The sequence below is a fragment of the Mesorhizobium sp. WSM4849 genome (assembly GCF_055811385.1).
This window is the reverse complement of the sequence record NZ_JBVVPW010000001.1, coordinates 162,500-186,571: the sequence shown is the minus strand read 5'-3', so window position 1 is coordinate 186,571 and position 24,072 is coordinate 162,500. Positions and strand designations below refer to the sequence as shown.

Below are 24,072 nucleotides of genomic sequence, written 5' to 3'. Positions count from 1 at the left end.
TCGTTATCGCAAAACCGCTGCACACTTTTGCGCGACATGCATTATATCGGAAAGCTCGCGGTCGAACCGGACTTTCAGGGACAGGGCATTGCCAGGCAGCTGTTGCAAGCTGTCGAGGACCTCGCCCGCAACCGCGGCAAGCCTGCGATCGAGCTTCAGACGCGGATCGAACTGACCGGGAATCACGCGGCCTTTGCCCGGCTCGGCTTTCGCGAAACGGAACGGACAGCGCACAAAGGCTATGACCGTCCGACCTCGATTACCATCCGCAAGGTGACTTCGTAAGCCTGCGCTAACTTAAGATGGCATCACGTCCGCAGTGGCAGTACGCGATCCGGTGGACGGTGGCCATCGAAGAAGGCGCGGATGTTGATGATCACCTTCTCGCCCATGTCGATCCGGCCTTCGAGCGTCGCCGACCCCATGTGCGGCAACAACACGACCTTGCCCTTGGCGGCGAGCTTCAGCAATTTGCTGTTCAGCGCCGGCTCATGCTCGTAGACATCGAGGCCGGCGCCGGCGATCTTGCCGTCCTGGATCAGCTTGACCAGAGAGTCCTCGTCGATGATGTCGCCGCGCGCTGTGTTGACGATGTAAGCGGACGGTTGCAGAAGCGCCAGCCGCCGCGCCGAAAGCAGGTGGAAGGTCGCCGGCGTCGACGGACAATTGACCGATATGATGTCCATGCGGGCAAGCATTTGGTCGAGGCTTTCCCAATAAGTCGCCTCCAGCTCGTCCTCGACTGCCGGCAGCACGCGATGGCGGTTGTGATAGTGGATCGACAGGCCAAAGGCCTTGGCCCTTCGGGCGACAGCGGTGCCGATGCGGCCCATGCCGACAATGCCGAGGCGTTTGCCCCAGATACGCCGGCCGAGCATCCAGGTTGGCGACCAGCCGGCCCATTTCTTGTCGCCGGTCAGCACATTGGCGCCTTCCGCAAGCCGCCGCGGCACCGCCAGCATCAGCGCCATGGTCATGTCGGCCGTATCTTCGGTCAGCACGTTCGGCGTATTGGTGACGGTAATGCCCTTCTTCGCTGCTGCCGACACGTCGATCTTGTCGACGCCGTTACCGAAATTGGCGATCAGCTTGAGGTTGTCGCCAGCCTGAGCGATCAGCGCCGCGTCGATTTGATCGGTTATGGTCGGCACCAGCACGTCGGCTTCCTTGACCGCCGCGACCAGTTCCGGCTGCGTCATCGGCCTGTCTTCGACATTCAGCCGGGCGTCGAACAGCTCACGCATGCGGGTCTCGACCGGGTCGGGGAGCTTGCGCGTGATGACGACGAGGGGCCTTTTTCTGCCTACCATTGTTTCCTCGAACCCGACCTCGTTGAGACCTCTTTAACCAAGACAGGCGAAACTGCAGGCCGGTCGCGGTGCCAGTTCTTCATGTAACAAGAGGTTCCGCCGAAGACAAAGAAAAAGGGGCGCCAAGGCCGATGAGCCGGCGCCGAAAGGAATGAAAGTGTCTGGTTTCGCGTCGCTCCGCCTGGCCCTCAGCGCAGCATTTCTCGGCGCTCTCCTTCATTCCTCGCATGTGGCGGCACAGAATGCGGCAGCACCCGCCCAGAGCACAACGCTCGGCCCGAGCGGCCTGCCGCTGCCGCGTTTCGTCAGCCTGAAAGCGGGCCGCGTCAACTCCCGCGTCGGACCAGGCGTCAACTATTCCGTCGACTGGATGTATATGAAGCCCGGCCTGCCGATGGAGATCATCCAGGAATTCGACACCTGGCGTCGTGTGCGCGATGCCGACGGCTCGGAAGGCTGGATCAACCAGTCGCTGCTTTCAGGCCGCCGTACGGCGATCGTGGCTCCCTGGCAGCGGGGCAAAGATGCCCGAGTCAATCTTCTCGGTGACCCGGAAAAGGATGCCAGCATCGTCGCGATCATCGAGCCGGGCGCCATGGGTACGATCAAGTCCTGTGACGGCCAGTGGTGCGAGATGACCTTCAACGGCCACACCGGCTGGCTCGCCCAGTCGCTTGTCTGGGGCGCTTATCCGGGCGAACGGGTCAAGAACTGACTTCTTCTTGTCGGTCGGGATCATGGTCTAGAGGCCGATACTGGCGAGACGGTATCTCGCGGCCTTATGAAGAGCGGATCAACCGGAGCGTTTGGGGCGCAGCCTCACCACGATGTCGACATTGGCGATCTCCATGCCTTCCGGCGGCTCCGGCAGGTTGGAAACCGTGACAGGACCACTGGCGATATCGAAGATCCTGTTTTCGCCTTCAATGTAGAAATGATGGTGATCGGAGGTGTTGGTGTCGAAGTAGGTCTTCGACCCCTCGACGGCCAGGATGCGCAGAAGGCCCGCCCGGGTGAATTGATGAAGAGCGTTGTAGACGGTGGCAAGCGAAACCGGCACGCCGGCGGTGATCGCCTCCTCGTGCAGCTCCTCGGCCGACAGATGGCGGTCGCCTTTGGCAAAAAGCAGATCGGCCAGCGCAATGCGCTGACGCGTCGGCCTCAGGCCAGCTTCGCGAACCCGCTTGTCCACAGAGACATTTTCCTTCCGGCAGCCCAGATCCATCTATCCGTCCAAGCTCAAAGTTTCGCCTCAAGATATGCCCAGAATGGCAAAAAACGAATATTGACCGAAACTGGACACCCCCCGACATATATTCTGTCGCCCGAATACGATCAATAGCGCGCATTGACCCAGGCAGACGGGCGGGTTAAGCGCAAACGCCGGTTTCCGGCCTGAAATAGATTGTGTTAGGAAACCAACGACAAGGGCGCGCTACCGCCCGGACGATTATTGGGGACGGAGATTGATGGCGGTTTCGAAATCCAGCTACGATTACGAGGAACTGCTTGCCTGCGCCCGCGGCGAGCTGTTCGGACCTGGAAACGCCCAGCTCCCCTATCCGCCGATGCTGATGTTCGATCGCATCACCGAAATCAGCGAGACGGGCGGTGCCTTCGACAAGGGCTTCATCCGCGCCGAATTCGACATCAAGCCGGACCTGTGGTTTTTCGCCTGCCATTTCATCGGCAATCCGATCATGCCGGGGTGCCTGGGCCTCGACGCCATGTGGCAACTGACGGGCTTCTATCTCGGCTGGCTCGGCGAGCCGGGCAAGGGCATGGCACTGTCGACCGGCGAAGTGAAATTCAAAGGCATGGTGACGCCGTCGGTCAAGAAGGTGGAATATGGCGTAGACTTCAAGCGCGTGATGCGCGGGCGGCTGGTGCTTGGAATCGCCGATGGCTGGCTGAAGGCGGATGGCGAACCCATATACGCAGCAACGGATCTCAAGGTGGGTCTGTCCAAGCAATCGGCCGCCGCCTAACCGGCGCCTTCACAGCGCCGCGAGTCCGCGGGACGCGCAAGGAAGCTGTAGAACTTTAATTTGCGCATGATCCTGGTCCGACAGGTTTCGGGTTCATGCGCTGGAAGGAGTTGCGAATGAGACGGGTCGTAGTGACGGGCCTCGGCATCGTGTCGTCGATCGGCAACAATGCCAACGAGGTGCAGGCCTCGCTCCACGATGCCAGATCCGGCATCAGCTTCTCCGATTCCTTCGCCGAACACGGCTTCCGCTGCCAGGTCTGGGGGGCGCCGACGCTCGACCCTTCCGCGCTGATCGATCGTCGCGCCATGCGCTTCCTGTCGCAAGGCGCGGCCTGGAACCATGTCGCCATGGACCAGGCTATCGTGGACGCTGGACTGGGCGAAAACGACATCACCAATGAGCGCACCGGCATCGTCATGGGATCGGGCGGACCGTCGACCCGAACCATCGTCGAAGCCGCTGAAACCACGCTCAAAAACGGCAGCCCCAAGCGCATTGGTCCGTTTGCGGTGCCGAAGGCGATGTCGTCGACCGCTTCGGCGACGCTCGCAACCTGGTTCAAGATCCACGGCGTCAACTATTCGATCTCTTCGGCCTGCTCGACCTCGGCGCATTGCATCGGCAATGGCTACGAACTGATCCAGTGGGGCAAGCAGGACATGGTCTTTGCCGGCGGCCATGAGGACCTCGACTGGACGATGTCGGACCTGTTCGACGCGATGGGCGCCATGTCCTCCAAGTTCAACGACCGGGCATCGGCCGCCTCGCGCGCCTATGACGTCGATCGTGACGGCTTCGTCATTGCCGGCGGCGCCGGCGTGCTGGTGCTAGAAGAGCTCGAGCACGCCAAGGCGCGCGGCGCAAAGATCTACGCCGAGGTCGTCGGCTATGGCGCGACCTCCGACGGCTACGACATGGTGGCGCCCTCGGGCGAAGGCGCGGTGCGCTGCATGCGGCAGGCGCTGGCGACCGTTTCTTCGCCGGTCGACTACATCAACACGCACGGCACCTCGACGCCGGTCGGCGACTCCAGGGAAATGGGCGCAATCCGCGAGGTGTTCGGCGACAAGATGCCTTTCATCACCTCGACGAAATCACTGACCGGCCATTCGCTGGGTGCGGCCGGCGTGCAGGAATCGATCTACTCGATCCTGATGATGCAAGGCGGCTTCATCGGCGAGAGCGCCCACATCGAGCAGCTCGATCCGGAATTCGAGGGCATGCCCATCGTGCGAGAGCGCATCGACGATGCCAGGATCGACACCGTTTTGTCCAATTCGTTCGGTTTCGGCGGCACCAACGCAACGCTGATTTTCCAGCGCTATTCCGCATAAGGATTGCCGACCATGGACGGATTGATGAAAGGCAAGCGCGGGCTTGTCATGGGTGTCGCCAACGACCATTCGATCGCCTGGGGCATCGCCCGGAAACTGTCCGAACATGGGGCAGAACTCGCCTTCACTTTTCAGGGCGAAGCCTTCGGGCGCCGGGTCAAGCCGCTCGCCGACAAGCTCGGCTCCTCGCTGGTCGTGCCTTGCGACGTCGAGGACAGCGCATCGGTTGCCGCTACCTTCGAGACCTTGGGCGAGGCCTGGGGCGGGCTGGACTTCGTCGTCCACGCCATCGGCTTTTCCGACAAGAACGAGCTGAAGGGCCTTTACGCCGACACCAGCCGCGACAATTTCGTCCGCACCATGGTCATCTCCTGCTACTCCTTCACCGAGGTCGCCCGTCATGCCGCCGCGCTGATGAAGGGCAGCGGCTCGATGATCACGCTGACCTATGCCGGTTCCGTCCGTGTCATGCCGAACTACAACGTCATGGGCGTCGCCAAGGCCGGTCTGGAAGCCAGCGTCCGCTATCTCGCCAACGACTACGGCCCGCGCGGCATCAGGGTGAATGGCATATCGGCCGGTCCGGTGCGGACATTGGCGGGCGCCGGGATTTCCGATGCACGCCACATGTTTTCCTACCAGCAGCGCAACTCGCCGCTGCGCCGTACGGTGACCATCGACGAAGTCGGCGGTTCCGCGCTCTACCTCCTGTCCGACCTGTCGTCGGGCGTCACCGGCGAAATCCACTATGTCGATTCCGGCTACCACATCGTCTCGATGCCGACGCTCGACGAGTTGAAACGGACCGACAACGGACGAGAGTAATTTCGGCCTTTAGAAGTTGCCTTGATCCCCGTGAACGCCGCCTCAGCGGCGCGCCGCGAGAACCTTGAACATGCCGTCGCGGGCGATCTCGGCATGGCTGGAGAAGGCGGCCGCCAGCACCGGCTCGTAGGGAAGCTGACGGTTCGCCACCATGAACAGCCGCCCACCCGGCTTCAGCGCCTTTGCCGCGGCGCGGATCATGCCGGCACCGATCTCCGGCTCGGCCGCCCGGCTGCGATGGAAGGGCGGGTTCATGACGATGGCGTCATAGCGCCGCTCGACCGGCTCGCTCAAAAGATCGATCCAGAAGAAACCCGGTTCCGCCGCTGTATTGCCGATATTGCCTTTCGCCGCCTCCAGCGCATCGAACTCGGCCTCGTAGAGATCGAGCGCCGATATGCCAGGTGAGCAGGCGGCGACCTCGGCCGCCACATAGCCCCAGCCGGCACAGAAATCGGCAACGCTGCCACGCAGGTCGCCGGGCAGATTGTCGACCAGCAATTTCGAACCTGTATCGATCTTGTCGAAAGAGAACATGCCTGGCGCGGTGCGGAACCGGGCCTCGAGCAGAAGGGTTGGATTGGCGGCGCGAAGCGCTGCCGCGATCGCAGCATCGGCAGGTCGGTGGAACCAGAAGGCGATGCCGTGATGTTTCGGCAAATGGCCGTCGAGCGGCACAAGCTCGCCGATGCGCTTGCGCAGGCTGGCAATGCCATCGTCCTTGGCGCCGGCAACGATAATCGATCCGCCCGGCCTCACACGCTCAATCGCCTCAGCGATGTGCAATTCGTTTTGCCCGCGATGACGGCCGGCAAGCACCAGGGCCGCATCGAAACCTTCGCCTTCCGGGCGCGGCGTGACCGTGAAGCCCGACCCCTGCAGCGCGCGAAAATGCGGGCGGAAGCCTTGCACCAGATGCAGTGCCGCATCGAAACCTTCGGGCAGGCGGAAGCCGGGTTCAGCGCGGAGAAAGAGGACACGCTCGCCCTTACGCGGCAGGGGGACAGCCTCGGCCTCGAACGGATGGAACAGTGTCTTCAGCGGCTCGGCGGACATTCTTCGATCTCGAAATGCAGCTGGCTTGTCTAGAAAATGAAAACGGGCGCGACCTGTCGGCGCGCCCGTTTCGACTGTATCGCTTCGCATCGGCCCGAATCGGAATCGATTTCGGAAAGCACAATGCGAACATTCAAAGCCTTAGAGCGTACTATGTGCGTCCATTTTGGACGCACGTCGCTCTAAATCGCTCAGGCGGCGTCTTCTTCGCCTTCGGCCTTCTTGTCGCGGGCGATTTCCTTGCCCGTGGCCTGGTCGACGACCTTCATCGACAGGCGGACCTTGCCGCGTTCGTCGAAGCCCATCAGCTTGACCCAGACCTTGTCGCCTTCCTTGACGACGTCGGAGGTCTTGGCGACGCGATCGGTAGCGAGCTGCGAGATGTGGACGAGGCCGTCACGCGGACCGAAGAAGTTGACGAAAGCGCCGAAGTCGGCGGTCTTGACGACCGTGCCCTCGTAGATTTCGCCGACTTCCGGCTCGGCGACGATGGTGTGGATCCACTTCTTCGCCGCCTCGATCTCCTTGGCATTGGACGAAGCGATCTTGACCGTGCCGTCGTCCTCGATGTTGATCTTGGCGCCGGTCTTTTCGACGATCTCGCGGATGACCTTGCCGCCCGAGCCGATCACGTCGCGGATCTTGTCGGTCGGGATGTGCATGACCTCGATGCGCGGCGCGAATTCGCCGAGTTCGGCACGCGCGCCGGACAGCGCATGGCCCATTTCGCCGAGGATATGCTGGCGGCCGTCCTTGGCCTGGTCCAGCGCGATCTTCATGATCTCCTCGGTGATGCCCTCGATCTTGATGTCCATCTGCAGCGAGGTGATGCCGTTGGCGGTGCCGGCAACCTTGAAGTCCATGTCGCCGAGATGATCCTCGTCGCCGAGAATGTCGGAGAGCACCGCGAAGCGCTCGCCTTCCTTGATGAGACCCATGGCAATGCCGGCGACCGGCTTGGCCAGCGGAACACCGGCATCCATCAGCGCCAGCGAGGTGCCGCAGACGGTGGCCATCGACGACGAACCGTTGGACTCGGTGATCTCCGAGACGACGCGCAGCGTGTAGGGGAACTGGTCTGATGTCGGCAGCATCGGGCGAATCGCGCGCCAGGCCAGCTTGCCGTGACCGATTTCGCGGCGGCCGGGCGAACCCATGCGACCGGTTTCGCCGACCGAATAGGGAGGGAAGTTGTAGTGAAGGAGGAACTTCTCCTTGTACATGCCGGTCAGCGAATCGACATACTGCTCGTCCTCGCCGGTGCCGAGCGTGGCGACGACCAGCGCCTGGGTCTCGCCGCGGGTGAACAGCGCCGAGCCGTGGGTACGCGGCAGGACGCCGACTTCGGAGACGATCTTGCGGACCGTCTTCAGATCGCGGCCGTCGATGCGCGAACCGGTGTCGAGGATGTTCCAGCGCACGACCTTGGCCTGGAGCTCCTTGAACACGGTGCCGATCTGTTCGGACGTGTATTTTGCTTCCTCGCCTTCGGCGGGTGCGAACGCAGCCTTGACCTTCGCCTTTACGGCGTCGACGGCGGCATAGCGCTTCTGCTTGTCGGTGATCTTGTAGGCATCGCGAAGCTCGCCTTCGACGATCTTCAGCATCTCCGCTTCAAGCGCCGAATAGTCCGGCGCGGTGAAATCGCGCGGATCCTTGGCGGCGACCTCGGCCAGCTTGATGATCGCGTCGATCACCGGCTGGAAGCCGCGATGGCCGAACATAACGGCGCCGAGCATCAGGTCCTCGCCGAGTTCTTTGGCTTCGGACTCGACCATCAGCACGGCGTCGGAGGTGCCGGCGACGATCAGGTCAAGCTTGGATTCCTGCATCTCGTCGACATGCGGATTGAGCACATATTCGCCGTTGATGTAACCGACGCGGGCGCCGCCGATCGGACCCATGAAAGGGACGCCGGACAGTGTCAAGGCCGCCGAGGTGGCGACGATCGACAGGATGTCCGGGTCGTTTTCGAGATCATGCTGGACGACGGTGACAACGATCTGCGTGTCGTTCTTGTAACCGTCAGCGAAGAGCGGGCGGATCGGACGGTCGATAAGGCGGGAAACCAGCGTTTCCTTTTCGCTCGGACGACCTTCGCGCTTGAAATAGCCGCCCGGGATCTTGCCGGCGGCATAGGTCTTTTCCTGATAGTTGACGGTCAGCGGGAAGAAATCGAGGCCGGGCTTCGGTTCCTTCATCGAAACGACGGTGGCGAGAACCTTGGTTTCGCCGTAGGTGGCGAGCACCGCGCCGTCAGCCTGGCGCGCAATCTTGCCGGTTTCGAGGATGAGCGGGCGGCCGCCCCATTCGATTTCCACTTTGTGGTGATTGAACATGTCTTGTCCTTCATATGCGGAAAGGGCCGCGCCGTTTCACCGTGCGCGAGTGCCCCTTTCCCTTGGCTTCGTTTCTCGGGCAGCCACGGGCAAGACAACGGGAAGCTCGGGTAAATCCGGCGCGGTGCCGGGCGAGCGTCCTGCAATCCTGCCCCATGACCGTCCATGGGCGGTTTCGAATGGCCCTGTGCTATCTCGAAACCGGGTCTGGCCAATCGATCCGACTGGCCTTGCGCATGACCCCGAAAACCGCGGCTCTCGGAAAATGCCTTGCGCAAATTCAAAGTTTCAGAGCGTCCAAATCGTTGCGCGGCGCTCTACTTCCTTCATTAGAGCAATGGACTGCTCCAATGCGCGACCGGCGGGCCCTCGAAAGAACCCGCCGGTCAATTCGTCAACGGCGCAGACCGAGCTTCTCGATCAGCGTCTGATAGCGCGCGTCATCCTTGCGCTTGAGATAATCAAGCAGGCTGCGGCGCTGGGAGACGAGAGCGAGCAGACCACGGCGGGAATGGTTATCCTTCTTGTGGTCCTTGAAATGGTCGGTCAGGTTCTTGATGCGCTCGGAAAGGATGGCCACCTGGACTTCCGGGGACCCGGTATCGCCCTTGGCGGTTGCGAATTCACCCATCAATTCCTTCTTGCGCTCGGCAGTAATCGACATCGTGTTTTTCCTTATCTGTTTGAGGAAACGGGACGCCCTCGGCCGGGATGTCGTCCAGCAGGGGCCGGTACAAGCAACGTGTCATTGCACGATGCTGCGGCGCATATAGTGCAATTCAGGCAAAAACACCAGCCCAATTCACAAGCCGGCTTTTGGCTGCACAAACGAAGATTTGTTTTCGGCTAAAGCCACTTCTTCCATCTGAAGAAAGCGATAAGCCCGAGCGCGACAACGGCCATGAACACGAGCGCCGCCGGATATCCGTATTGGGCCTTCAGCTCCGGCATGTTCCATGGCGAGGTTTCGGGATCGAAGTTCATGCCCCACACGCCAGCGAGAAAGGTGAGCGGGATGAAGATCACCGAGACGATCGTCAGATAGCTGATGACATCGCTGGTGCGCGCCTGGCTCAGCGACAGATGCATCTCGATCAGACCGGTCAGCATGTCGCGCTGGGTTTCGACCAGTTCGATGAGCCGAAGCGAGTGATCGAGCGTGTCGTTGAGGAAGATCTTGGTCTCGGGCTTCACATAGGGCACGTCGTTGCGGATCAGCGTCGCCAGCGCATCGCGCATCGGCCAAAGCACCCCCTTCAGCACATTGGCGTCGCGCCGCAACTCGTGAAGCCGCCGCATCTGGTGCTTGTCCGCCGCGCGCAGCATCTGATCCTCGATGCTGTCGACCAATTCGCCGGCAGTCTCGATCGGCGGGAAATAGCTGTCGACAATGGCGTCGATCAGCGCATAGGCGAGATAGTCAGCGCCGCGTGCGCGCAGCCGGTTGGGCATCGAGCTTGCGATGCGCTTGCGCACGGGATCGAACGGATCGCCTTCGCGCTCCTGGAAGGTGACGACGAAGTTCCTGCCGAAAAAGACCGCGATCTGCTCGTAACGATGCGCGGTGACGTCGTCGATCATCCTGACGACGACGAAGGCATGGTCCTCGAAGAAATCCACCTTCGGCCGCTGGCCAGTGTTGACGACGTCTTCCAGCGCCAGCGGATGCAGGCTGAAAATCCGGCCGATCTCCTCGATCAGCGGGATGTTGGCGAGACCGGTACAATCGAGCCAAATGACCGGCCATGTGTCGCAATGAGCGTTGACGTCGTCGATGCTGGCATTTTCGATTGTCTCGAATTTGTCGGGCGACATCAGCGTCAGTCGCAGTTCGCTGCGCCGCGCCGCCGGGTCGGCGATCAGCGTGCCCGGTGATGCGCCGACCGGCGGCCGCCGCGCTGTCACCGGCGCCCGCTTCTTGATCGTCTCGGCCTTTGCCATGTGCCCCTCGGATGTTACGTCTGATCGAGATTAGACGACGGGACTCACCCGGCAAAGACCCGCTTCGGCTTGAACATGCCTTGTTCGACGGCGCCGATGGCGACCAGCTTGCCGCGCGCCGTAGCGCAGGCTTCCTCGGCTTCCACCGGCGCGTCGCGGCCACGGATGATGACCGGATTGCCGAGGCGGATTTTTGTTGCAGCGTCGTCGCTGATCGCGATTTGCGGCAGGCAGTCGAGCGCGGCCGATGTGTCGACCAGAAGCGCATCGATGGCGTCGAAATCGACCGGCACCGTGTCCGCTGAATCCGAACGTTCATCGCCCTGTTCGCCGAATCGAGCGGCTTCCAGCTCGGCGATGGTGACGAAGTCTTCCTGCGTGAACGGCTCGACCTCGATCCGGCGCAGTTCGGCGATATGACCGAAACAGCCGAGGTCGCGGCCCATGTCGCGGGCCAGCGAGCGCACATAGGTGCCCTTACCGCATTCGACCTCGAAAATGGTGCGATCCGCACTGTGCTCAATCAGGTCGAGACGGCCGATCTCGACCTCCCGCGCCGGGATGTCGACCGTCGCGCCGTCGCGGGCAAGGTCATAGGCGCGCTCGCCTGCGATCTTGATGGCCGAAAATTGCGGCGGTGTCTGCATGATGATGCCGGTGTATTTCGGCATCAGCAAAAGCACATCGGCTTCTGCCGGACGCTGGTCGGAGCTTTTCGTCACCGGCCCTTCGAGGTCATCGGTCGAACGCTCCTCACCCCAGGCAACCGTGAAGCGGTAGACCTTGGCGCCATCCTGGACATAGGGCACGGTCTTGGTCGCTTCGCCGAGCGCAATCGGCAGCATGCCGGAAGCGAGCGGGTCGAGCGTGCCAGCATGGCCGGCCTTTTCCGCCTGGAACAACCATTTGATCTTGGAGACGGCTTCGGTCGAGCCCATGCCGACGGGCTTGTCCAGCACCAGCCAGCCGGAGATCGGCCGGCCCTTCTTCTTGCCGCGACGCGCCACTATTCTTCGTCCTTGTCGCTGTGTTTATTCTGGTCGCCGGGGCCGAGATCGCGCGCCACTTCGGGCGAGTGCAACAATTCGTTGATCTTCTGGAAATTGTCGTAGCTGGTGTCGAGCCGGAAGCGGAATTCCGGCATGTACTTCATCTGCCGGAGCGCGCCGGAAACGCGGCCGCGGATGAATTTCGCATGCTTGTTGAGCGCTTCGACCACCGCATCGGCATCGCCAGCGCCGAGCGGCGAGACGAAGGCGGTGGCGATCTTCAGATCGGGCGACATGCGCACCTCCGAGACCGAAACCACGGCGTTCTCGACCAGCGGATCGATGATCTCGCCGCGTTGCAAGGTTTCCGACAGCGCATGGCGCACCTGCTCGCCGACGCGAAGCATGCGCTGGGATGGACCTGACGTGGTTGAACGGGGCATTTTTCTCTATCCTGAAATCGTGAGGCACGGGATGGGACCGCGCCGCATGTCTCATATGCTTTGGGCGGCAGCCTTTCGACCACCGCCCGGTCTCAGTAGATGCTCGAACTCAAGTTGCTCGAAACTCAGAGCGTCCTGGTCACCATCTCGACGCGGAAGCACTCGATGACGTCGCCGACGCGCATGTCTTCGTAGTTCTGGAAGGCCATGCCGCATTCCTGGCCGCCCGGGACTTCCGCGACTTCGTCCTTGAAGCGCTTCAGGGTCTTCAGCGTGCCTTCGTGGATGACGACGTTGTCGCGGATCAGGCGAACGCCCGCACCGCGCTCGACCTTGCCTTCGGTGACACGGCAGCCGGCGATCTTGCCGACCTTGGTGATGTCGAAGATCTCGAGGATCTCCGCATTGCCGATGAAGGTCTCGCGACGCTCCGGCGAAAGCAGGCCGGAGAGCGCCGCCTTCACGTCATCCACGAGGTTGTAGATGATCGAGTAGTAGCGGATCTCGATGCCTGCCGCCGCGGCAGCAGCACGCGCCTGCACATTGGCTCGGACGTTGAAGCCGATGATCGCGGCACCCGAGGTTTCCGCCAGCGACACATCGCTTTCGGTGATGCCGCCGGCGCCCGCATGAACGATGCGCGCACGCACCTCGTCGGTGCCGAGCTTGTCCAGGGCCGCGCTGATCGCTTCGATCGAGCCCTGCACGTCGCCCTTGATGACCAGCGGGAATTCCTTCAGGCCGCTCGTCTGCAGTTGCGACATCATCTGTTCGAGCGAGCCGCGCTGGCCGGCATGCTTGGCCACCGCCTTCTCACGCGCCAGACGCTGGCGGTATTCGGTGATCTCGCGGGCGCGGGCTTCGTTGTTGACCACCGCGAAGCGGTCGCCGGCCTGCGGGGTTCCCTGCAGACCGAGCACCTCGACCGGCATCGCCGGCGGCGCTTCCTTGATCTGCCCGCCGCGGTCGTTGACCAGCGCGCGCACCCGGCCCCATTCGTTGCCGGCAACGAGGATATCGCCAGGCATCAGCGTGCCGGTCTGGACCAGCACGGTGGCGACGGGGCCGCGGCCCTTGTCGAGCTGGGCTTCGATGACGACGCCCTCGGCGGTGCGGTCCGGATTGGCCTTCAGGTCGAGGATTTCGGCCTGCAGCAGGATCGCTTCGAGCAGCTTGTCCAGATTGGTACCCTTGGTCGCCGACACTTCGACGTCCAGCACCTCGCCGCCCATCGATTCGACGAAGACTTCGTGGCGCAGCAGTTCCGAGCGCACCTTCTGCGGGTCGGCATCATGCTTGTCGATCTTGTTGATCGCCACGATGATCGGAACGCCGGCCGCCTTGGCATGGCTGATCGATTCGATCGTCTGCGGCATCACGCTGTCGTCGGCCGCCACCACGAGGATGGCGATGTCGGTCGCCTGGGCGCCGCGGGCGCGCATCGCCGTGAAGGCGGCGTGGCCGGGCGTGTCGATGAAGGTGACCTTGTGACCGTTCTTCTCGACCTGATAGGCGCCGATATGCTGGGTGATGCCGCCGGCCTCGCCGGACACGACATTGGCATTGCGGATGGCATCGAGCAGCGACGTCTTGCCGTGGTCGACATGGCCCATGATGGTCACCACCGGCGGACGCGGCTCGAGATCTTCGGGACGATCGGCGATGTTGAACAGGCCTTCCTCGATGTCGGACTCGGCGACGCGGCGAACCGTGTGGCCGAATTCGGTGGCGACCAGCTCGGCCGTGTCGGCGTCGATGACGTCGCCCGGCTTCAGGATCTGGCCCTGTTTCATGAAGAACTTGACCACATCGACGGCGCGCTCGGACATGCGCTGCGCCAGCTCCTGGATGGTGATGGTTTCGGGCAGTATCACTTCGCGCATGACTTTCTCGCGCGGTTCATTATGCAGCGCGCGCTTGAATTTCTCCTGGCGCCGACGCATCGACGACAGCGAACGCGCTCGCGCATCCTCATCGGAAAGTGCGGCATTCAGCGTCAGCTTGCCGCGGCGGCGATCTTCCTCGCCCTTGGTCGGCTTGGCCGGTCGCGCCACTTCGGGCGTGACCGGACGGCGCACCGGCGCTCCGGCGCCAGTGCGCTTCGGCTTGACGTCCTCGTCGTCGACCGTCGCCAGTTCGGCAGCCAGCGGCGCGCGGCGGCGCGCCTCTTCCTCGGCACGCCGGCGGGACTCCGCTTCGGCCTGCAGCCGGGCTTCTTCCTCGGCCTGGCGGCGCGCGGATTCCTCGCGCTCGCGACGGCGGCGCTCTTCATCCTCGGCGCGGCGCTTGGCCTCGTCGATGGCGCGCTGGCGATCCTCGACGTCGCGCACCTTCGAGCCCTCAAGAGCCCGGCGGCGCGCCTCCATCTCATTGCGCGACAATTCGTTCAGCACCATGCCGCCGCGTTCGACAGGCGGCAGAGGCGGCGGCGCCTTGGGCGCCTCCTGCACAACGGGCGCTGCCGCGACCGGCGCCTTCGGCGTGAAGACGGACGGGGCAGCGGCCGGCTCCGGCTTGTCACCGGGCAGCGAGAACTTGCGCTTCTTGGTCTCGACCACGACCGCCTTGGTGCGGCCATGCGAGAAGCTCTGGCGCACGGTGCCCTGTTCCGTACCGGGGCGCTTCAGCGTCAAAGTCTTCTTCGGCGTAACACTCAACGTCTTGTCGTCGCCCGATTTCGTATCGTTCATTCCATATCCTCTGCGGCATCATCTTCGTCAGCAACGGCCGCAAGCATTGCCAGATCGTCCGGGGAACCGCCCCGATATCGGTCGAGCGCAACCATGCGCTTCTGGACCGCCCTGCCCGCGTCTCCCGCGAGAACGGCAGCATGTATCACATTTGTACCCCCCAATGCCAAGCTCAACTCGGCCTCGGAGAAAAGTTTGTAGGCAGGGATGGCGGGGCCGCCAAGGTGGACGGTTGCCCGTCGCGCCTGGCTGATCTTGCGGACGCCGTCATCTGACGCCTCGGTCGCATGCAACACGAAAAGCGCCAGCCCACCACGCACCGCGCTCTCGACCTTGGTGGCGCCGAGCGCGATCGCGCCTGCCTTGCGGGCAAGACCGAGCATGCCCAGAGCGGATCTGGAAAGCAGCCCGTCGACCATGCCGCCGAGATCGGTCGCCACGGTCACCTGCGCCTTGAAGGCGCGAGCGAACAGGTTTTTCGCTGCCGCCTTGTCGATATGTAGGCGGTCGGCCGTCACCCAGCAACCGCGGCCGGGCAGGTTTTTCTTGATATCCGGAACGACGGCCGAATCCGGGCCGACGACGAAACGGATCAATTCATCCGGTTCGGCTTGTCTGCGCGTGACGATGCAAGTGCGATCGTTCATCTCGTCCAAGGGCGGGTTGTGTGCGATGCGGTTTCACCTCACGCACCAACGGCTTCGTCAGCCGTCACGTCTTCGGCTGCAAGCTCGTCTTCGGTGATCCAGCCGGCCTTGAGGCGGGCGGCCAGAACCATCTGCTCGGCATCGGCACGCGACACGCCGTGACTGGCGAGCACGCCGGGGAACACCTTCGTCTCGCCGTCCTTGCGTTCCTTCCAGCCGGTCAGGTCATCGGCCGCATAGCCGGCGAAATCCTCGATCGTCTTCACGCCGTCCTCGCCGAGTGTCACCATCATGGCGGTGGTCACGCCGGGAATCTCACGCAGCTCGTCCTTGACGCCCAGCGCCTTGCGCTTCTCGTCATGCTCGGCTTCGATCTTCTCCAGATACTCGCGGGCGCGGGCCTGGATTTCCGAGGCGGTGTCCTCGTCGAAGCCGTCGATCGACGCGATCTCGTCAGCATCGACATAGGCGACTTCCTCGACGCTGGTGAAGCCTTCGGAGGCGAGCACCTGGCCGACCATCTCGTCGACGTTGAGCGCATCCATGAACAGAGCCGAGCGTTCGACGAACTCCTTCTGGCGGCGCTCGCTCTCTTCCTGCTCGGTCAGGATGTCGATATCCCAGCCGGTGAGCTGCGAGGCGAGCCGGACATTCTGGCCGCGGCGGCCGATGGCCAGCGACAGCTGGTCGTCCGGCACCACGACCTCGATGCGTTCGGCGTCCTCGTCGAGCACGACCTTGGCGACTTCCGCCGGCTGCAGCGCGTTGACGATGAAGGAAGCGGCCGAAGGCGACCACGGAATGATGTCGATCTTCTCGCCCTGCAATTCGCCGACCACTGCCTGAACGCGGCTGCCGCGCATGCCGACGCAGGCGCCGACCGGATCGATGGAACTGTCACGCGAGATGACGGCGATCTTGGCGCGCGAACCCGGATCGCGGGCGACCGACTTGATCTCGATGATGCCGTCGTAGATTTCCGGCACTTCCATGGTGAACAGCTTCGCCATGAACTGCGGATGGGTGCGCGACAGGAATATCTGTGGACCGCGCTGCTCGCGGCGCACGTCATAGACATAGGCGCGGACGCGATCGCCATATTTGTAGTTTTCGCGCGGGATCAGCTCGTCGCGGCGGATGATCGCCTCGCCGCGGCCGAGATCGACGATGACATTGCCGTATTCAACGCGCTTGACGGTGCCGTTGACGATCTCGCCGATGCGGTCCTTGTACTCGTCATATTGGCGATCACGCTCGGCCTCGCGCACCTTCTGCACGATGACCTGCTTGGCCGACTGGGCGGCGATGCGGCCGAAATCCATCGGCGGCAGCTGTTCGGCAATGAAGTCGCCGAGCTGGGCGTCGGGATTGCGCTCGCGCGCCGAGGAAATGGCGATCTGCGTCGCATAGTCGTCGACCTTCTCGACCACCTCCATCAGCCGCTGCAGCTTCATCTCGCCGGTATTCGGATTGATGTCGGCACGGATGTTGGTTTCCTGGCCATAGCGCGAGCGCGCCGCCTTCTGGATCGCATCGGCCATGGCGGCGATGACGATCGACTTGTCGATCGACTTTTCACGCGCGACCGCATCGGCGATCTGCAGCAGTTCAAGCCTGTTGGCGCTTACAACCATCGTTTTTCTCCCGAGCTTGTTGCCGAGCCTTGCGCCCGGCAGCCCAATCACATTTCCTGTTCGGTTTCATCTTCCGCGCCCGCTTCTACGCCCTCTGGCGCGTCTTCGGGTTCGCCGCGGCGCTTCTTAGCTTCCTTGCGCGCCCTGTTGTCCTTCGACAGTGCGTCGCGGATAAGGTCGTCGGTCAGGATCAGCCGTGCTTCGGCAATCGCATCGTAGGGCACACGCACCGTCGGCTGTTCGCCATAGGCCGCCTTGTCGCGCTCGATCAGCACGCCGTCCGCGTCGCTCTCGGCGATCTTGCCCTTGAAGCGCTTGCGGTCGGCGACAAGGACCGAGGTTTCCATCTTCACCAGATGACCCGTCCAGGTCGCGAAATCCGACTTACGGACCAGCGGCCGGTCGATACCCGGCGACGACACTTCGAGATGATATGCCTTTTCGATCGGATCATCGACATCGAGCGCAGGCGACACCGCCCGGCTGACCTCTTCGCAATCCTCGACGGTCATGGTGCCGTCCTCGCGCTCGGCCATGATCTGCAGCGTCAGCCCGTTCTGGCCCGTCAGATGCACCCTGACAAGGCGGAAGCCGATGGCACGCAGCACCGGCTGCACGATCAGCGCGATGCGCGCATCGATGCCGCTTTCGCGGATGATGCGGTCGTCGCCGTCGGTTGCCGTTGCCGTCATTCGATTCCTGTGGCTTCATTGGCGGTCGGAAGGTAACAAAAAAGAGCGGGACCGGGTGGACCCACTCTTCGCCATACCGACCAAGAATTTGAGCTTGATATAGACGATCGCGGCCGTCGTTTCAAGTCCGTATGCAGGGCCGGGCGAAACTGCCGGCGGCGGCAGCCTTGCACAGGGCGCATGGCGGCCATGCGGCGACGTCCCTGTGATATCAGGCAATACGCGCCTATCTATGTTGCGCTGCACAAATCCAATCACGCATAGCAGCAGGCGAAAGGGCATAATCATGACCAACCGCAAGGTTTTCTCGGCCATCGGCGATTTCTTCACCGTGTTCGGCAGCGCCGTCGCCGCTTCGCACGCCGTCGAAGCCGGCCGCAAGCCGCGCGCGCACGATCTGCGCAATCTCGGCATGGATCCGGCCGCCTTCCACAAGATCGGCCGCTTCTAAGACCGGCGACCGCAGGGCGAGGACATCTTTGGTCCTCGTCGAAGGCAAAGCGCGCGATGCGCGATGCTTAACGAAATATGCCTATCATCGGACGAAGGTGAGATAGGCCGGCCGCCGGCCTTCGCGAATGGCCTTGGCCTCGTAGCGGGTACCCGGCCAACCCTCATAGGGCCGCTGCCAGTCGGCTGCCTCTTCAGCCTGCCACGCAAACGCATCATGTGCCCGGCAGTGCAGCAGCGTCCAGTTCACATAGCTGTCGATATCGGACGCAAAGCGGAATTTTCCGCCTGACTTCAGCACGCGCGCGAAACGGTCGAGATTGACCGGACTGACGAAGCGGCGCTTCCAGTGTTTCTTCTTCGGCCAGGGATCGGGATAGAGCAGGTCGATGCCGTCGAGCGAGGCTTGCGGGAGCCAGTCGAGCAGGCGTGTGGCGTCGTCGTCATAGACCCGAAGATTGGCAAGCGGCCGTTCCCTGACCGCCATCATCAGCTTGGCCATGCCGTTGACGAAAGGCTCGACGCCGACAAAACCGGTCTCAGGAGCCGCCGTCGCCCGATGCAGCAGGTGCTCGCCTCCGCCGAAACCAATTTCGAGATGAATGGCGCGGACATCGGCTTCGAACAGGCTGCGCAATTCGGCCGGCGGTCCAGCCGTCAGATCGAGCCGGTAGGTGCTGAAGCCGCTTTCCAGTGCCGCTGCCTGCTGCGGACGGATGGTCTTGCCGCGCCGGCGACCGAAAAATGCTTCGGTCGCACGGCTTGGCCGGTCTTTCGGATCCATGGACGCCGCGGCTAGGCCGCGACTGCTTCGGCGGGCGCTTCGGCGAGTGCATCCTTGAGCGCCTTGGCGAGGTCGGTCTTTTCCCAGGAGAAGGACCCGTCGCGGCCGGCCTTGCGGCCGAAATGGCCATAAGACGACGTCTTGGCGTAAATCGGCTTGTTGAGATCGAGGTGACGGCGGATGCCGGACGGCGACAGGTCCATCACGGTGCGCAGCGCCTGCTCGAGGTTTGCCTCATCGACCTTGCCGGTGCCGTGCAGGTCGACATAGACCGACAGCGGCTGGGCGACGCCAATGGCATAGGAAAGCTGAATGGTGCAGCGATCGGCGAGCTTGGCGGCTACCACGTTCTTGGCGAGGTAGCGTGCCGCATAGGCTGCGGAACGGTCGACCTTGGTGGTGTCCTTGCCGGAAAAAGCACCGCCGCCATGGGGTGCAGCACCGCCGTAAGTGTCGACGATGATCTTGCGCCCGGTCAGGCCGGCGTCGCCGTCTGGCCCGCCGATGACGAATTTGCCCGTCGGGTTGATGTACCAGTTGCAGCTGTCGGCGATCTTCAACTCTCCCAGCGCCTCGCGGATATAGGGTTCGACGACGTTGCGGACCTTCTTCGAATCCCAGCTGGCGTCGAGATGCTGGGTGGACAGCACGATTTGCGTCACTTCCGCCGCCTTGCCGTCGACATAGCGGACGGTGACCTGGCTCTTGGCGTCCGGCCCGAGCCGGCCGGCATCGCCGTTGCCCTCATGGCGCGCGGCGGCCAGCAATTCGAGGATCTTGTGGCTGTAGTAGATTGGTGCCGGCATCAGATCCGGCGTCTCGCGGCAGGCATAGCCGAACATGATGCCCTGGTCGCCGGCCCCTTCCTCGCCTTGCCGGTCGGAGGCATTGTCGACGCCCTGGCCGATATCCGGCGACTGGCCGTGCAGCAGAACCTCGATCTTTGCCGTCTTCCAGTGGAAACCGGCCTGTTCATAGCCGATTTCGCGGATCGCCTTGCGGGCGGCCGACTTGAATTTCGCTGGATTGACGAGCGGATGACCGGCGGCATCCATCAGGATGTTGCCGGCCTTGTCTTTCTTGAGCAGCGTCTCGGGGACGCGCACCTCGCCGGCGATGACGACGCGATTCGTGGTTGCCAACGTTTCGCAGGCGACGCGGACCTTCCAAGGGTCCATGCCGGTCTTTCTGGCCTCGCGATAGACCAGATCGACGATCTCGTCGGAGATACGATCACAAACCTTGTCGGGATGACCCTCGGCAACGGATTCCGAGGTGAATAGATAGTTTTGCCGCGTCACGGGTGTCCCCTCTTGAAAAAAACATCGGCACGCTGCCGATTGGCGCGCCACGTGTTAGCTGTGCCGGGCGGCGCTCGTCAAGCGGTGCGGTCATTCTGGTGTAAAAATCGCGCTATTATCTTATACCAACTGCGACCGGCTGTGACCGGCGGCAGGATGCCGCCAGCGTGCCTTAGCTCCAACACGTAGCTTCAACACGTTGATGAAAAAGACTTTGAGCATGGGCGTCGAGCAAAATCGATCCGCTCTCCGGCATGCCTATGGGATGTAAATTCCACGATGCGCGAGATCGCGAGAATTTGCCTGCCCCGCTATGACGGCCTCGCCATTTCCGGCTTTTTAAGGGTCGCCAACTCAGTCGGCCCAAATCAATCGACTTCGTCGGTGGAAAGGGCCTTCACAAGCTCGATGATCTTGCGACGTATCTTCACGTCGGCGATCTTGACGAAGGCCCGGTTGAGTTGAAGACCTTCAGGAGTGCCGCAGAATTCGACGGCAAAAGCCATTGATGCATCCTCGGCAAATCCGCGGTTGCCCACGGTCTCCTGGCCCGGCGCGTCCTCGAAAAAGAAAGCGACGGGAACGCCGAGTATCGAGGCGATTGCCTGCAACCGGCTGGCGCCAACGCGATTGGTCCCCTTTTCGTATTTCTGTATCTGCTGAAACGTTATGCCGAGGTTCTCGCCCAGCTTCTCCTGACTCATTCCCAACATATTGCGACGAAGCCTGATGCGACTTCCGACATGGATGTCGATAGGATTCGGCTTCTTCTTGTTTTCTTCTGCCATTTTTTCCTCGCCGAATTTTTCCGGCTTTTTGTGTTTTTCTGCCCAAACGAAGCCGGCGGCCAGTGCCCCAACACAACGACGTACCGACTTCGAGAAATTTCAGGCCGTTACAGTATGAGTTTCTAATGTGTCGACTGTCAATTCGCCCGTAGCTTTTGCCTTACATTCAATGTGAAAGCGGCCAGGGCAAACAGCAACAAGATCAGCAGTCCGTTAATGCGTCTTTGGCTGGAAGAAACGATGGCTTGATTGGAAATCGGAACATGGACATCGACCGCTCCGCGTGCGTCGATCGCCAGTGCATCGAGGATGCGCCCGCGCGGATCGACGACAGCGGAGATGCCGTTATTGGCTGCACGCAACAAGGGCACCCCGTTCTCCACAGCACGAACCTGCGCCTGCCTGAAATGCTGGTATGGACCCGGCGTGTCACCGAACCACGCGTCGTTCGTGACATTCACAATAAGCTCAGCTGACGTAGCGTCAATCGCCACCAGATCGGGAAAGATGACTTCATAGCAAATGAACGGAAGCATGCGGATGCCACCGGACAGCGTGATCGGATGCCGCTCATTGCCGGCCGCGTAAGTCGTCGGCCCGGCGACGAGCTGTTTGAGTCCTAAGCGGCCAAGCAGGTCGGCAAAAGGCAGATATTCGCCAAAGGGCACCAGATGAACCTTGTCGACAGCATCTGCGATTTCACCCTTGTCGTCGATCGCCACCACCGAATTGTAGTACCGCCTGTCGGCATCTGCCGCCGAGCCGCCCTCCTCCCGGACGACGCCGGCGATCAGCATCTGGCCGTCGCCAAGCATCTCTCCCAGCGCGGTCAGCGCATCGGGACGTTCGGCGAAAAAAAACGGCACGGAGGTTTCCGGCCACAGAATCAATTGCGGCTTGTCATGGCCGGCCTGCGGCGCCTTGGCCGAAAGCCCCATCAGCGTGGCGAAGATCCGGTCGGGCACCGAAGCGTCCCACTTCTCGCTGAGGTCGACAGCCGGCTGCACGATGCGGACGTCGATTGCGCGGGTTGCCGGCTCGACCTTGGCAGCAAGCCTGATATAGCCGAAGCCGACATGGGCCGCGACGAGAACGGCAAGCAGTGCAGCTCCCAGGCGGACATGCCGGCCCGCCGCAAGCAGGGCCGGCAGTGCAAAGACGAAGACCGCCAGCGCGTTCATGCCGACTATGCCGGTCACCGACACGCTCTGCATAAGCAAGGGCACCGGCATCGCCGCGTAGCCGACGGCATTCCAGGGGAACCCGGTGAAAAGAAAATCGCGCAGCCATTCCGCCAGGCCGAAGCCGAAGGCAAGAGCGGCGATGCGGCCGATGTCGTTGCTCCACAGCAGCCGGGCAACCGCTGTTGCGAAACCGTAGAAAAAGGCGAGCGCCAGCGGAATTCCGACCACTGCGAAGGGAAGCGCCCAGGCGAAACTGTCGGCCTCGACCAGAAGTGCCGAGCCGATCCACCACAGGCCGGCGAGAAAATAGCCGAAGCCGAACCACCAGCCGATGGCGAAAGCCGGCCGCAAACGCCGGAACCAACCATCGGAAGCTTCGCCGGTCGCGCCGTCGAGAAGCCAGACCAGCAGCGGAAACGAAACGAAACCGACGGCGAAGAAATCGTAAGGCGCCTGGGCAAGAACCGCCAGCGCCCCGGCAAGAAACGCCACAAGGGCGCGACGCCAACCCCACAGCAGAATTATCCGGCCGGCCAGGCGCTTCATCAATGCTTCCGAGTCGTGCGAATCACGGCAGAAGATTTATCAGGCCGCAGTCCACGCTCCAAACGGCCACCGCTTCAGCCAGCGTACCGGATTGAATTTCGGCTCGCGACCCGTTGCTGTCATTCGCAATCGTCGAGCCAATGGCAAAACACTGGATGTCTTCGGACCTTGGTAATACGCCCGCTCTCGGGATCAGTGCTTCGAATTATGTGAATATCAGACGATCGGCAATCCGGCGGCTTTCCATTCCGGATAGCATGTGAGGTATGGGAGTTTGTTCACGTCACACGCCGGCGGTGCGGTGCCGCATCGGGAGGCCGCATCCGGAATGTCAACCTGCATGACTCGTGACGGTGCGGGAGACCGGCATGATGTGGGCGAACATGCTGCGGGCGTTCCAGGTCGGGAAGGCTCTTGCGAGCGACAGGTCGCCGTCGAGCTGGATTCGGTCCTCGCGGGTGGCTTGGGACCAACTGAGCTGGCCGGCGTGCCATTTGACGAAAGCTTCGGCTTCCGCCGTGATGTAGAGGTCCTCGTCGAAGCCAGGGTAAGTCTTGCAGATCTCTGTGTCTCCGAGCTCGATGAGTAGCCAATAGCGCTCCCGGTGTGGGCGGCCGGTGAAGTCGAAGCGGATGACGACGCGTCGATCCGGGAGCCGGTCCCGGCGGAGCGCCTTGCACATCGACCACAGGGCCACAAAGGGGTCTAGGTGCTGGGGGGCGATCTCGAGCCAATGCGCGCCCCACTCGCCGAGCGACTGGCAGACCGTGAAGAGGTCGTGGCCCGCCAACGTGAGCTCGTAGTGGCGCCCGCGCCCGTCTGGCTTGGGATTCGACTCGACGACACCGACCCATTCGAGCTGCTTGAGCCGCTCTGAGAGCAGGGTACGGGAGAGTCCGGGCGCGCCCTCCAGGATCTCGCTGAAGCTTCCGCAGCCAAGGTACAGGTTGCGGATGATCAGCGGCGTCCAGCGCTCGGCGAAAATCTCGGCGCCACGGGCGATGGGGCAGTACTGGCCGTATGTCCTCATGACGGACGTCCTCACAACAGCAGTGTTGCGCATCCGCCTCCGATTGTGGAGTCCAGATTGTTGACTATACGGCAGCGGCCCGCCGTGGTCCGATGTGG

22 protein-coding genes and 1 pseudogene are annotated in these 24,072 nt (G+C 62.5%); 6 read left to right on the top strand and 17 right to left on the bottom strand.

The window, feature by feature from the left end; genetic code table 11:
- Window positions 1-42 precede the first annotated feature (42 nt).
- A pseudogene (locus tag AC0L3L_RS00875) lies at window positions 43-285 on the top strand (GNAT family N-acetyltransferase); the annotation flags it as partial.
- 23 nt (window positions 286-308) lie between these two features.
- Here AC0L3L_RS00875 and AC0L3L_RS00870 read toward each other — a convergent pair.
- Complete coding sequence (locus AC0L3L_RS00870) at window positions 309-1,310, bottom strand: 2-hydroxyacid dehydrogenase (protein ID WP_123146526.1); 1,002 nt, start codon at window positions 1,308-1,310, stop codon at window positions 309-311.
- A 157-nt stretch (window positions 1,311-1,467) separates the two neighbouring features.
- Between AC0L3L_RS00870 and AC0L3L_RS00865 the strand changes: the two genes are divergently transcribed.
- Window positions 1,468-2,025: an SH3 domain-containing protein gene (locus tag AC0L3L_RS00865; protein ID WP_473483828.1), complete on the top strand. Its 558-nt coding sequence runs from the start codon at window positions 1,468-1,470 to the stop codon at window positions 2,023-2,025.
- A gap of 78 nt (window positions 2,026-2,103) precedes the next feature.
- Here AC0L3L_RS00865 and irrA read toward each other — a convergent pair whose 3' ends face one another.
- Window positions 2,104-2,535, bottom strand: a complete 432-nt coding sequence (gene irrA / locus AC0L3L_RS00860; protein ID WP_473483831.1) for an iron response transcriptional regulator IrrA — start codon at window positions 2,533-2,535, stop codon at window positions 2,104-2,106.
- 244 nt (window positions 2,536-2,779) lie between these two features.
- Between irrA and fabA the strand changes: the two genes are divergently transcribed.
- From fabA to fabI, 3 genes are all read left to right on the top strand, one after another.
- Complete coding sequence (gene fabA, locus AC0L3L_RS00855) at window positions 2,780-3,298, top strand: 3-hydroxyacyl-[acyl-carrier-protein] dehydratase FabA (RefSeq protein ID WP_023802127.1); 519 nt, start codon at window positions 2,780-2,782, stop codon at window positions 3,296-3,298.
- A gap of 116 nt (window positions 3,299-3,414) precedes the next feature.
- On the top strand, window positions 3,415-4,635 hold the full coding sequence (gene fabB / locus AC0L3L_RS00850; RefSeq protein ID WP_123147394.1) for a beta-ketoacyl-ACP synthase I: 1,221 nt from the start codon (window positions 3,415-3,417) through the stop codon (window positions 4,633-4,635).
- 12 nt (window positions 4,636-4,647) lie between these two features.
- Entirely contained in the window at window positions 4,648-5,460 is an 813-nt protein-coding gene (fabI, locus tag AC0L3L_RS00845; RefSeq protein WP_473636206.1) for an enoyl-ACP reductase FabI, read from the top strand.
- Window positions 5,461-5,502: 42 nt separating this feature from the next.
- On the opposite strand, the gene AC0L3L_RS00840 is transcribed toward fabI, so the two are convergent.
- The 10 genes from AC0L3L_RS00840 to rimP form a co-directional block, all read right to left on the bottom strand.
- Window positions 5,503-6,516: a class I SAM-dependent methyltransferase gene (locus AC0L3L_RS00840; RefSeq protein WP_473636205.1), complete on the bottom strand. Its 1,014-nt coding sequence runs from the start codon at window positions 6,514-6,516 to the stop codon at window positions 5,503-5,505.
- Between the two features lie 191 nt (window positions 6,517-6,707).
- On the bottom strand, window positions 6,708-8,855 hold the full coding sequence (gene pnp, locus AC0L3L_RS00835) for a polyribonucleotide nucleotidyltransferase (RefSeq protein ID WP_095493596.1): 2,148 nt from the start codon (window positions 8,853-8,855) through the stop codon (window positions 6,708-6,710).
- Between the two features lie 394 nt (window positions 8,856-9,249).
- The gene (rpsO, locus tag AC0L3L_RS00830; RefSeq protein ID WP_407660271.1) at window positions 9,250-9,534 is read right to left on the bottom strand and encodes a 30S ribosomal protein S15; all 285 of its coding nucleotides are present in this window, start codon (window positions 9,532-9,534) and stop codon (window positions 9,250-9,252) included.
- Window positions 9,535-9,701: 167 nt separating this feature from the next.
- A complete protein-coding gene (corA, locus tag AC0L3L_RS00825; protein ID WP_473636204.1) occupies window positions 9,702-10,796 on the bottom strand; it encodes a magnesium/cobalt transporter CorA in 1,095 nt (364 codons plus the stop codon).
- A gap of 44 nt (window positions 10,797-10,840) precedes the next feature.
- Window positions 10,841-11,803 (bottom strand): tRNA pseudouridine(55) synthase TruB, encoded by a 963-nt coding sequence (truB, locus tag AC0L3L_RS00820; RefSeq protein WP_473483842.1) that lies wholly within the window; start codon window positions 11,801-11,803, stop codon window positions 10,841-10,843.
- On the bottom strand, window positions 11,803-12,228 hold the full coding sequence (gene rbfA, locus AC0L3L_RS00815; RefSeq protein ID WP_473636203.1) for a 30S ribosome-binding factor RbfA: 426 nt from the start codon (window positions 12,226-12,228) through the stop codon (window positions 11,803-11,805). Before rbfA ends, truB begins: the two co-directional genes overlap by 1 nt.
- Window positions 12,229-12,353: 125 nt before the next feature.
- A complete protein-coding gene (infB, locus tag AC0L3L_RS00810; protein ID WP_473636202.1) occupies window positions 12,354-14,918 on the bottom strand; it encodes a translation initiation factor IF-2 in 2,565 nt (854 codons plus the stop codon).
- Window positions 14,915-15,565, bottom strand: a complete 651-nt coding sequence (locus AC0L3L_RS00805; RefSeq protein WP_473636201.1) for an RNA-binding protein — start codon at window positions 15,563-15,565, stop codon at window positions 14,915-14,917. Before AC0L3L_RS00805 ends, infB begins: the two co-directional genes overlap by 4 nt.
- Window positions 15,566-15,603: 38 nt before the next feature.
- Entirely contained in the window at window positions 15,604-17,199 is a 1,596-nt protein-coding gene (gene nusA / locus AC0L3L_RS00800) for a transcription termination factor NusA (protein WP_352951398.1), read from the bottom strand.
- A gap of 47 nt (window positions 17,200-17,246) precedes the next feature.
- On the bottom strand, window positions 17,247-17,891 hold the full coding sequence (gene rimP, locus AC0L3L_RS00795) for a ribosome maturation factor RimP (protein WP_473483852.1): 645 nt from the start codon (window positions 17,889-17,891) through the stop codon (window positions 17,247-17,249).
- A 286-nt stretch (window positions 17,892-18,177) separates the two neighbouring features.
- On the opposite strand from rimP, the gene AC0L3L_RS00790 reads away from it, so the two are divergent.
- Window positions 18,178-18,342: a hypothetical protein gene (locus tag AC0L3L_RS00790; RefSeq protein ID WP_473483854.1), complete on the top strand. Its 165-nt coding sequence runs from the start codon at window positions 18,178-18,180 to the stop codon at window positions 18,340-18,342.
- 84 nt (window positions 18,343-18,426) lie between these two features.
- Here the strand turns inward: AC0L3L_RS00790 and trmB are convergent, their stop codons facing one another.
- From trmB to AC0L3L_RS00765, 5 genes are all read right to left on the bottom strand, one after another.
- Window positions 18,427-19,125, bottom strand: coding sequence for a tRNA (guanine(46)-N(7))-methyltransferase TrmB (gene trmB / locus AC0L3L_RS00785; RefSeq protein ID WP_473636200.1), 699 nt, complete (start codon window positions 19,123-19,125; stop codon window positions 18,427-18,429).
- An 11-nt stretch (window positions 19,126-19,136) separates the two neighbouring features.
- Complete coding sequence (gene metK / locus AC0L3L_RS00780) at window positions 19,137-20,426, bottom strand: methionine adenosyltransferase (protein ID WP_473636199.1); 1,290 nt, start codon at window positions 20,424-20,426, stop codon at window positions 19,137-19,139.
- Between the two features lie 368 nt (window positions 20,427-20,794).
- On the bottom strand, window positions 20,795-21,214 hold the full coding sequence (locus AC0L3L_RS00775) for a helix-turn-helix domain-containing protein (RefSeq protein ID WP_123146516.1): 420 nt from the start codon (window positions 21,212-21,214) through the stop codon (window positions 20,795-20,797).
- A gap of 137 nt (window positions 21,215-21,351) precedes the next feature.
- On the bottom strand, window positions 21,352-22,944 hold the full coding sequence (gene lnt / locus AC0L3L_RS00770) for an apolipoprotein N-acyltransferase (RefSeq protein ID WP_473636198.1): 1,593 nt from the start codon (window positions 22,942-22,944) through the stop codon (window positions 21,352-21,354).
- Between the two features lie 331 nt (window positions 22,945-23,275).
- A complete protein-coding gene (locus AC0L3L_RS00765) occupies window positions 23,276-23,974 on the bottom strand; it encodes a winged helix-turn-helix transcriptional regulator (protein ID WP_473636197.1) in 699 nt (232 codons plus the stop codon).
- Window positions 23,975-24,072 lie beyond the last annotated feature (98 nt).

Bases quoted from the DNA above. Each gene is read 5' to 3' on its own strand.
- AC0L3L_RS00765 (WP_473636197.1), bottom strand. From the start codon at position 23,974: ATGAGGACATACGGCCAGTACTGCCCCATCGCCCGTGGCGCCGAGATT.
- nusA (WP_352951398.1), bottom strand. From the start codon at position 17,199: ATGGTTGTAAGCGCCAACAGGCTTGAACTGCTGCAGATCGCCGATGCG.
- infB (WP_473636202.1), bottom strand. From the start codon at position 14,918: ATGAACGATACGAAATCGGGCGACGACAAGACGTTGAGTGTTACGCCG.
- AC0L3L_RS00840 (WP_473636205.1), bottom strand. From the start codon at position 6,516: ATGTCCGCCGAGCCGCTGAAGACACTGTTCCATCCGTTCGAGGCCGAG.
- corA (WP_473636204.1), bottom strand. From the start codon at position 10,796: ATGGCAAAGGCCGAGACGATCAAGAAGCGGGCGCCGGTGACAGCGCGG.
- fabI (WP_473636206.1), top strand. From the start codon at position 4,648: ATGGACGGATTGATGAAAGGCAAGCGCGGGCTTGTCATGGGTGTCGCC.
- lnt (WP_473636198.1), bottom strand. From the start codon at position 22,944: ATGAAGCGCCTGGCCGGCCGGATAATTCTGCTGTGGGGTTGGCGTCGC.
- AC0L3L_RS00790 (WP_473483854.1), top strand. From the start codon at position 18,178: ATGACCAACCGCAAGGTTTTCTCGGCCATCGGCGATTTCTTCACCGTG.
- AC0L3L_RS00805 (WP_473636201.1), bottom strand. From the start codon at position 15,565: ATGAACGATCGCACTTGCATCGTCACGCGCAGACAAGCCGAACCGGAT.
- AC0L3L_RS00775 (WP_123146516.1), bottom strand. From the start codon at position 21,214: ATGGCAGAAGAAAACAAGAAGAAGCCGAATCCTATCGACATCCATGTC.
- AC0L3L_RS00870 (WP_123146526.1), bottom strand. From the start codon at position 1,310: ATGGTAGGCAGAAAAAGGCCCCTCGTCGTCATCACGCGCAAGCTCCCC.
- pnp (WP_095493596.1), bottom strand. From the start codon at position 8,855: ATGTTCAATCACCACAAAGTGGAAATCGAATGGGGCGGCCGCCCGCTC.
- fabA (WP_023802127.1), top strand. From the start codon at position 2,780: ATGGCGGTTTCGAAATCCAGCTACGATTACGAGGAACTGCTTGCCTGC.
- trmB (WP_473636200.1), bottom strand. From the start codon at position 19,125: ATGGATCCGAAAGACCGGCCAAGCCGTGCGACCGAAGCATTTTTCGGT.
- fabB (WP_123147394.1), top strand. From the start codon at position 3,415: ATGAGACGGGTCGTAGTGACGGGCCTCGGCATCGTGTCGTCGATCGGC.
- rimP (WP_473483852.1), bottom strand. From the start codon at position 17,891: ATGACGGCAACGGCAACCGACGGCGACGACCGCATCATCCGCGAAAGC.
- rbfA (WP_473636203.1), bottom strand. From the start codon at position 12,228: ATGCCCCGTTCAACCACGTCAGGTCCATCCCAGCGCATGCTTCGCGTC.
- irrA (WP_473483831.1), bottom strand. From the start codon at position 2,535: ATGGATCTGGGCTGCCGGAAGGAAAATGTCTCTGTGGACAAGCGGGTT.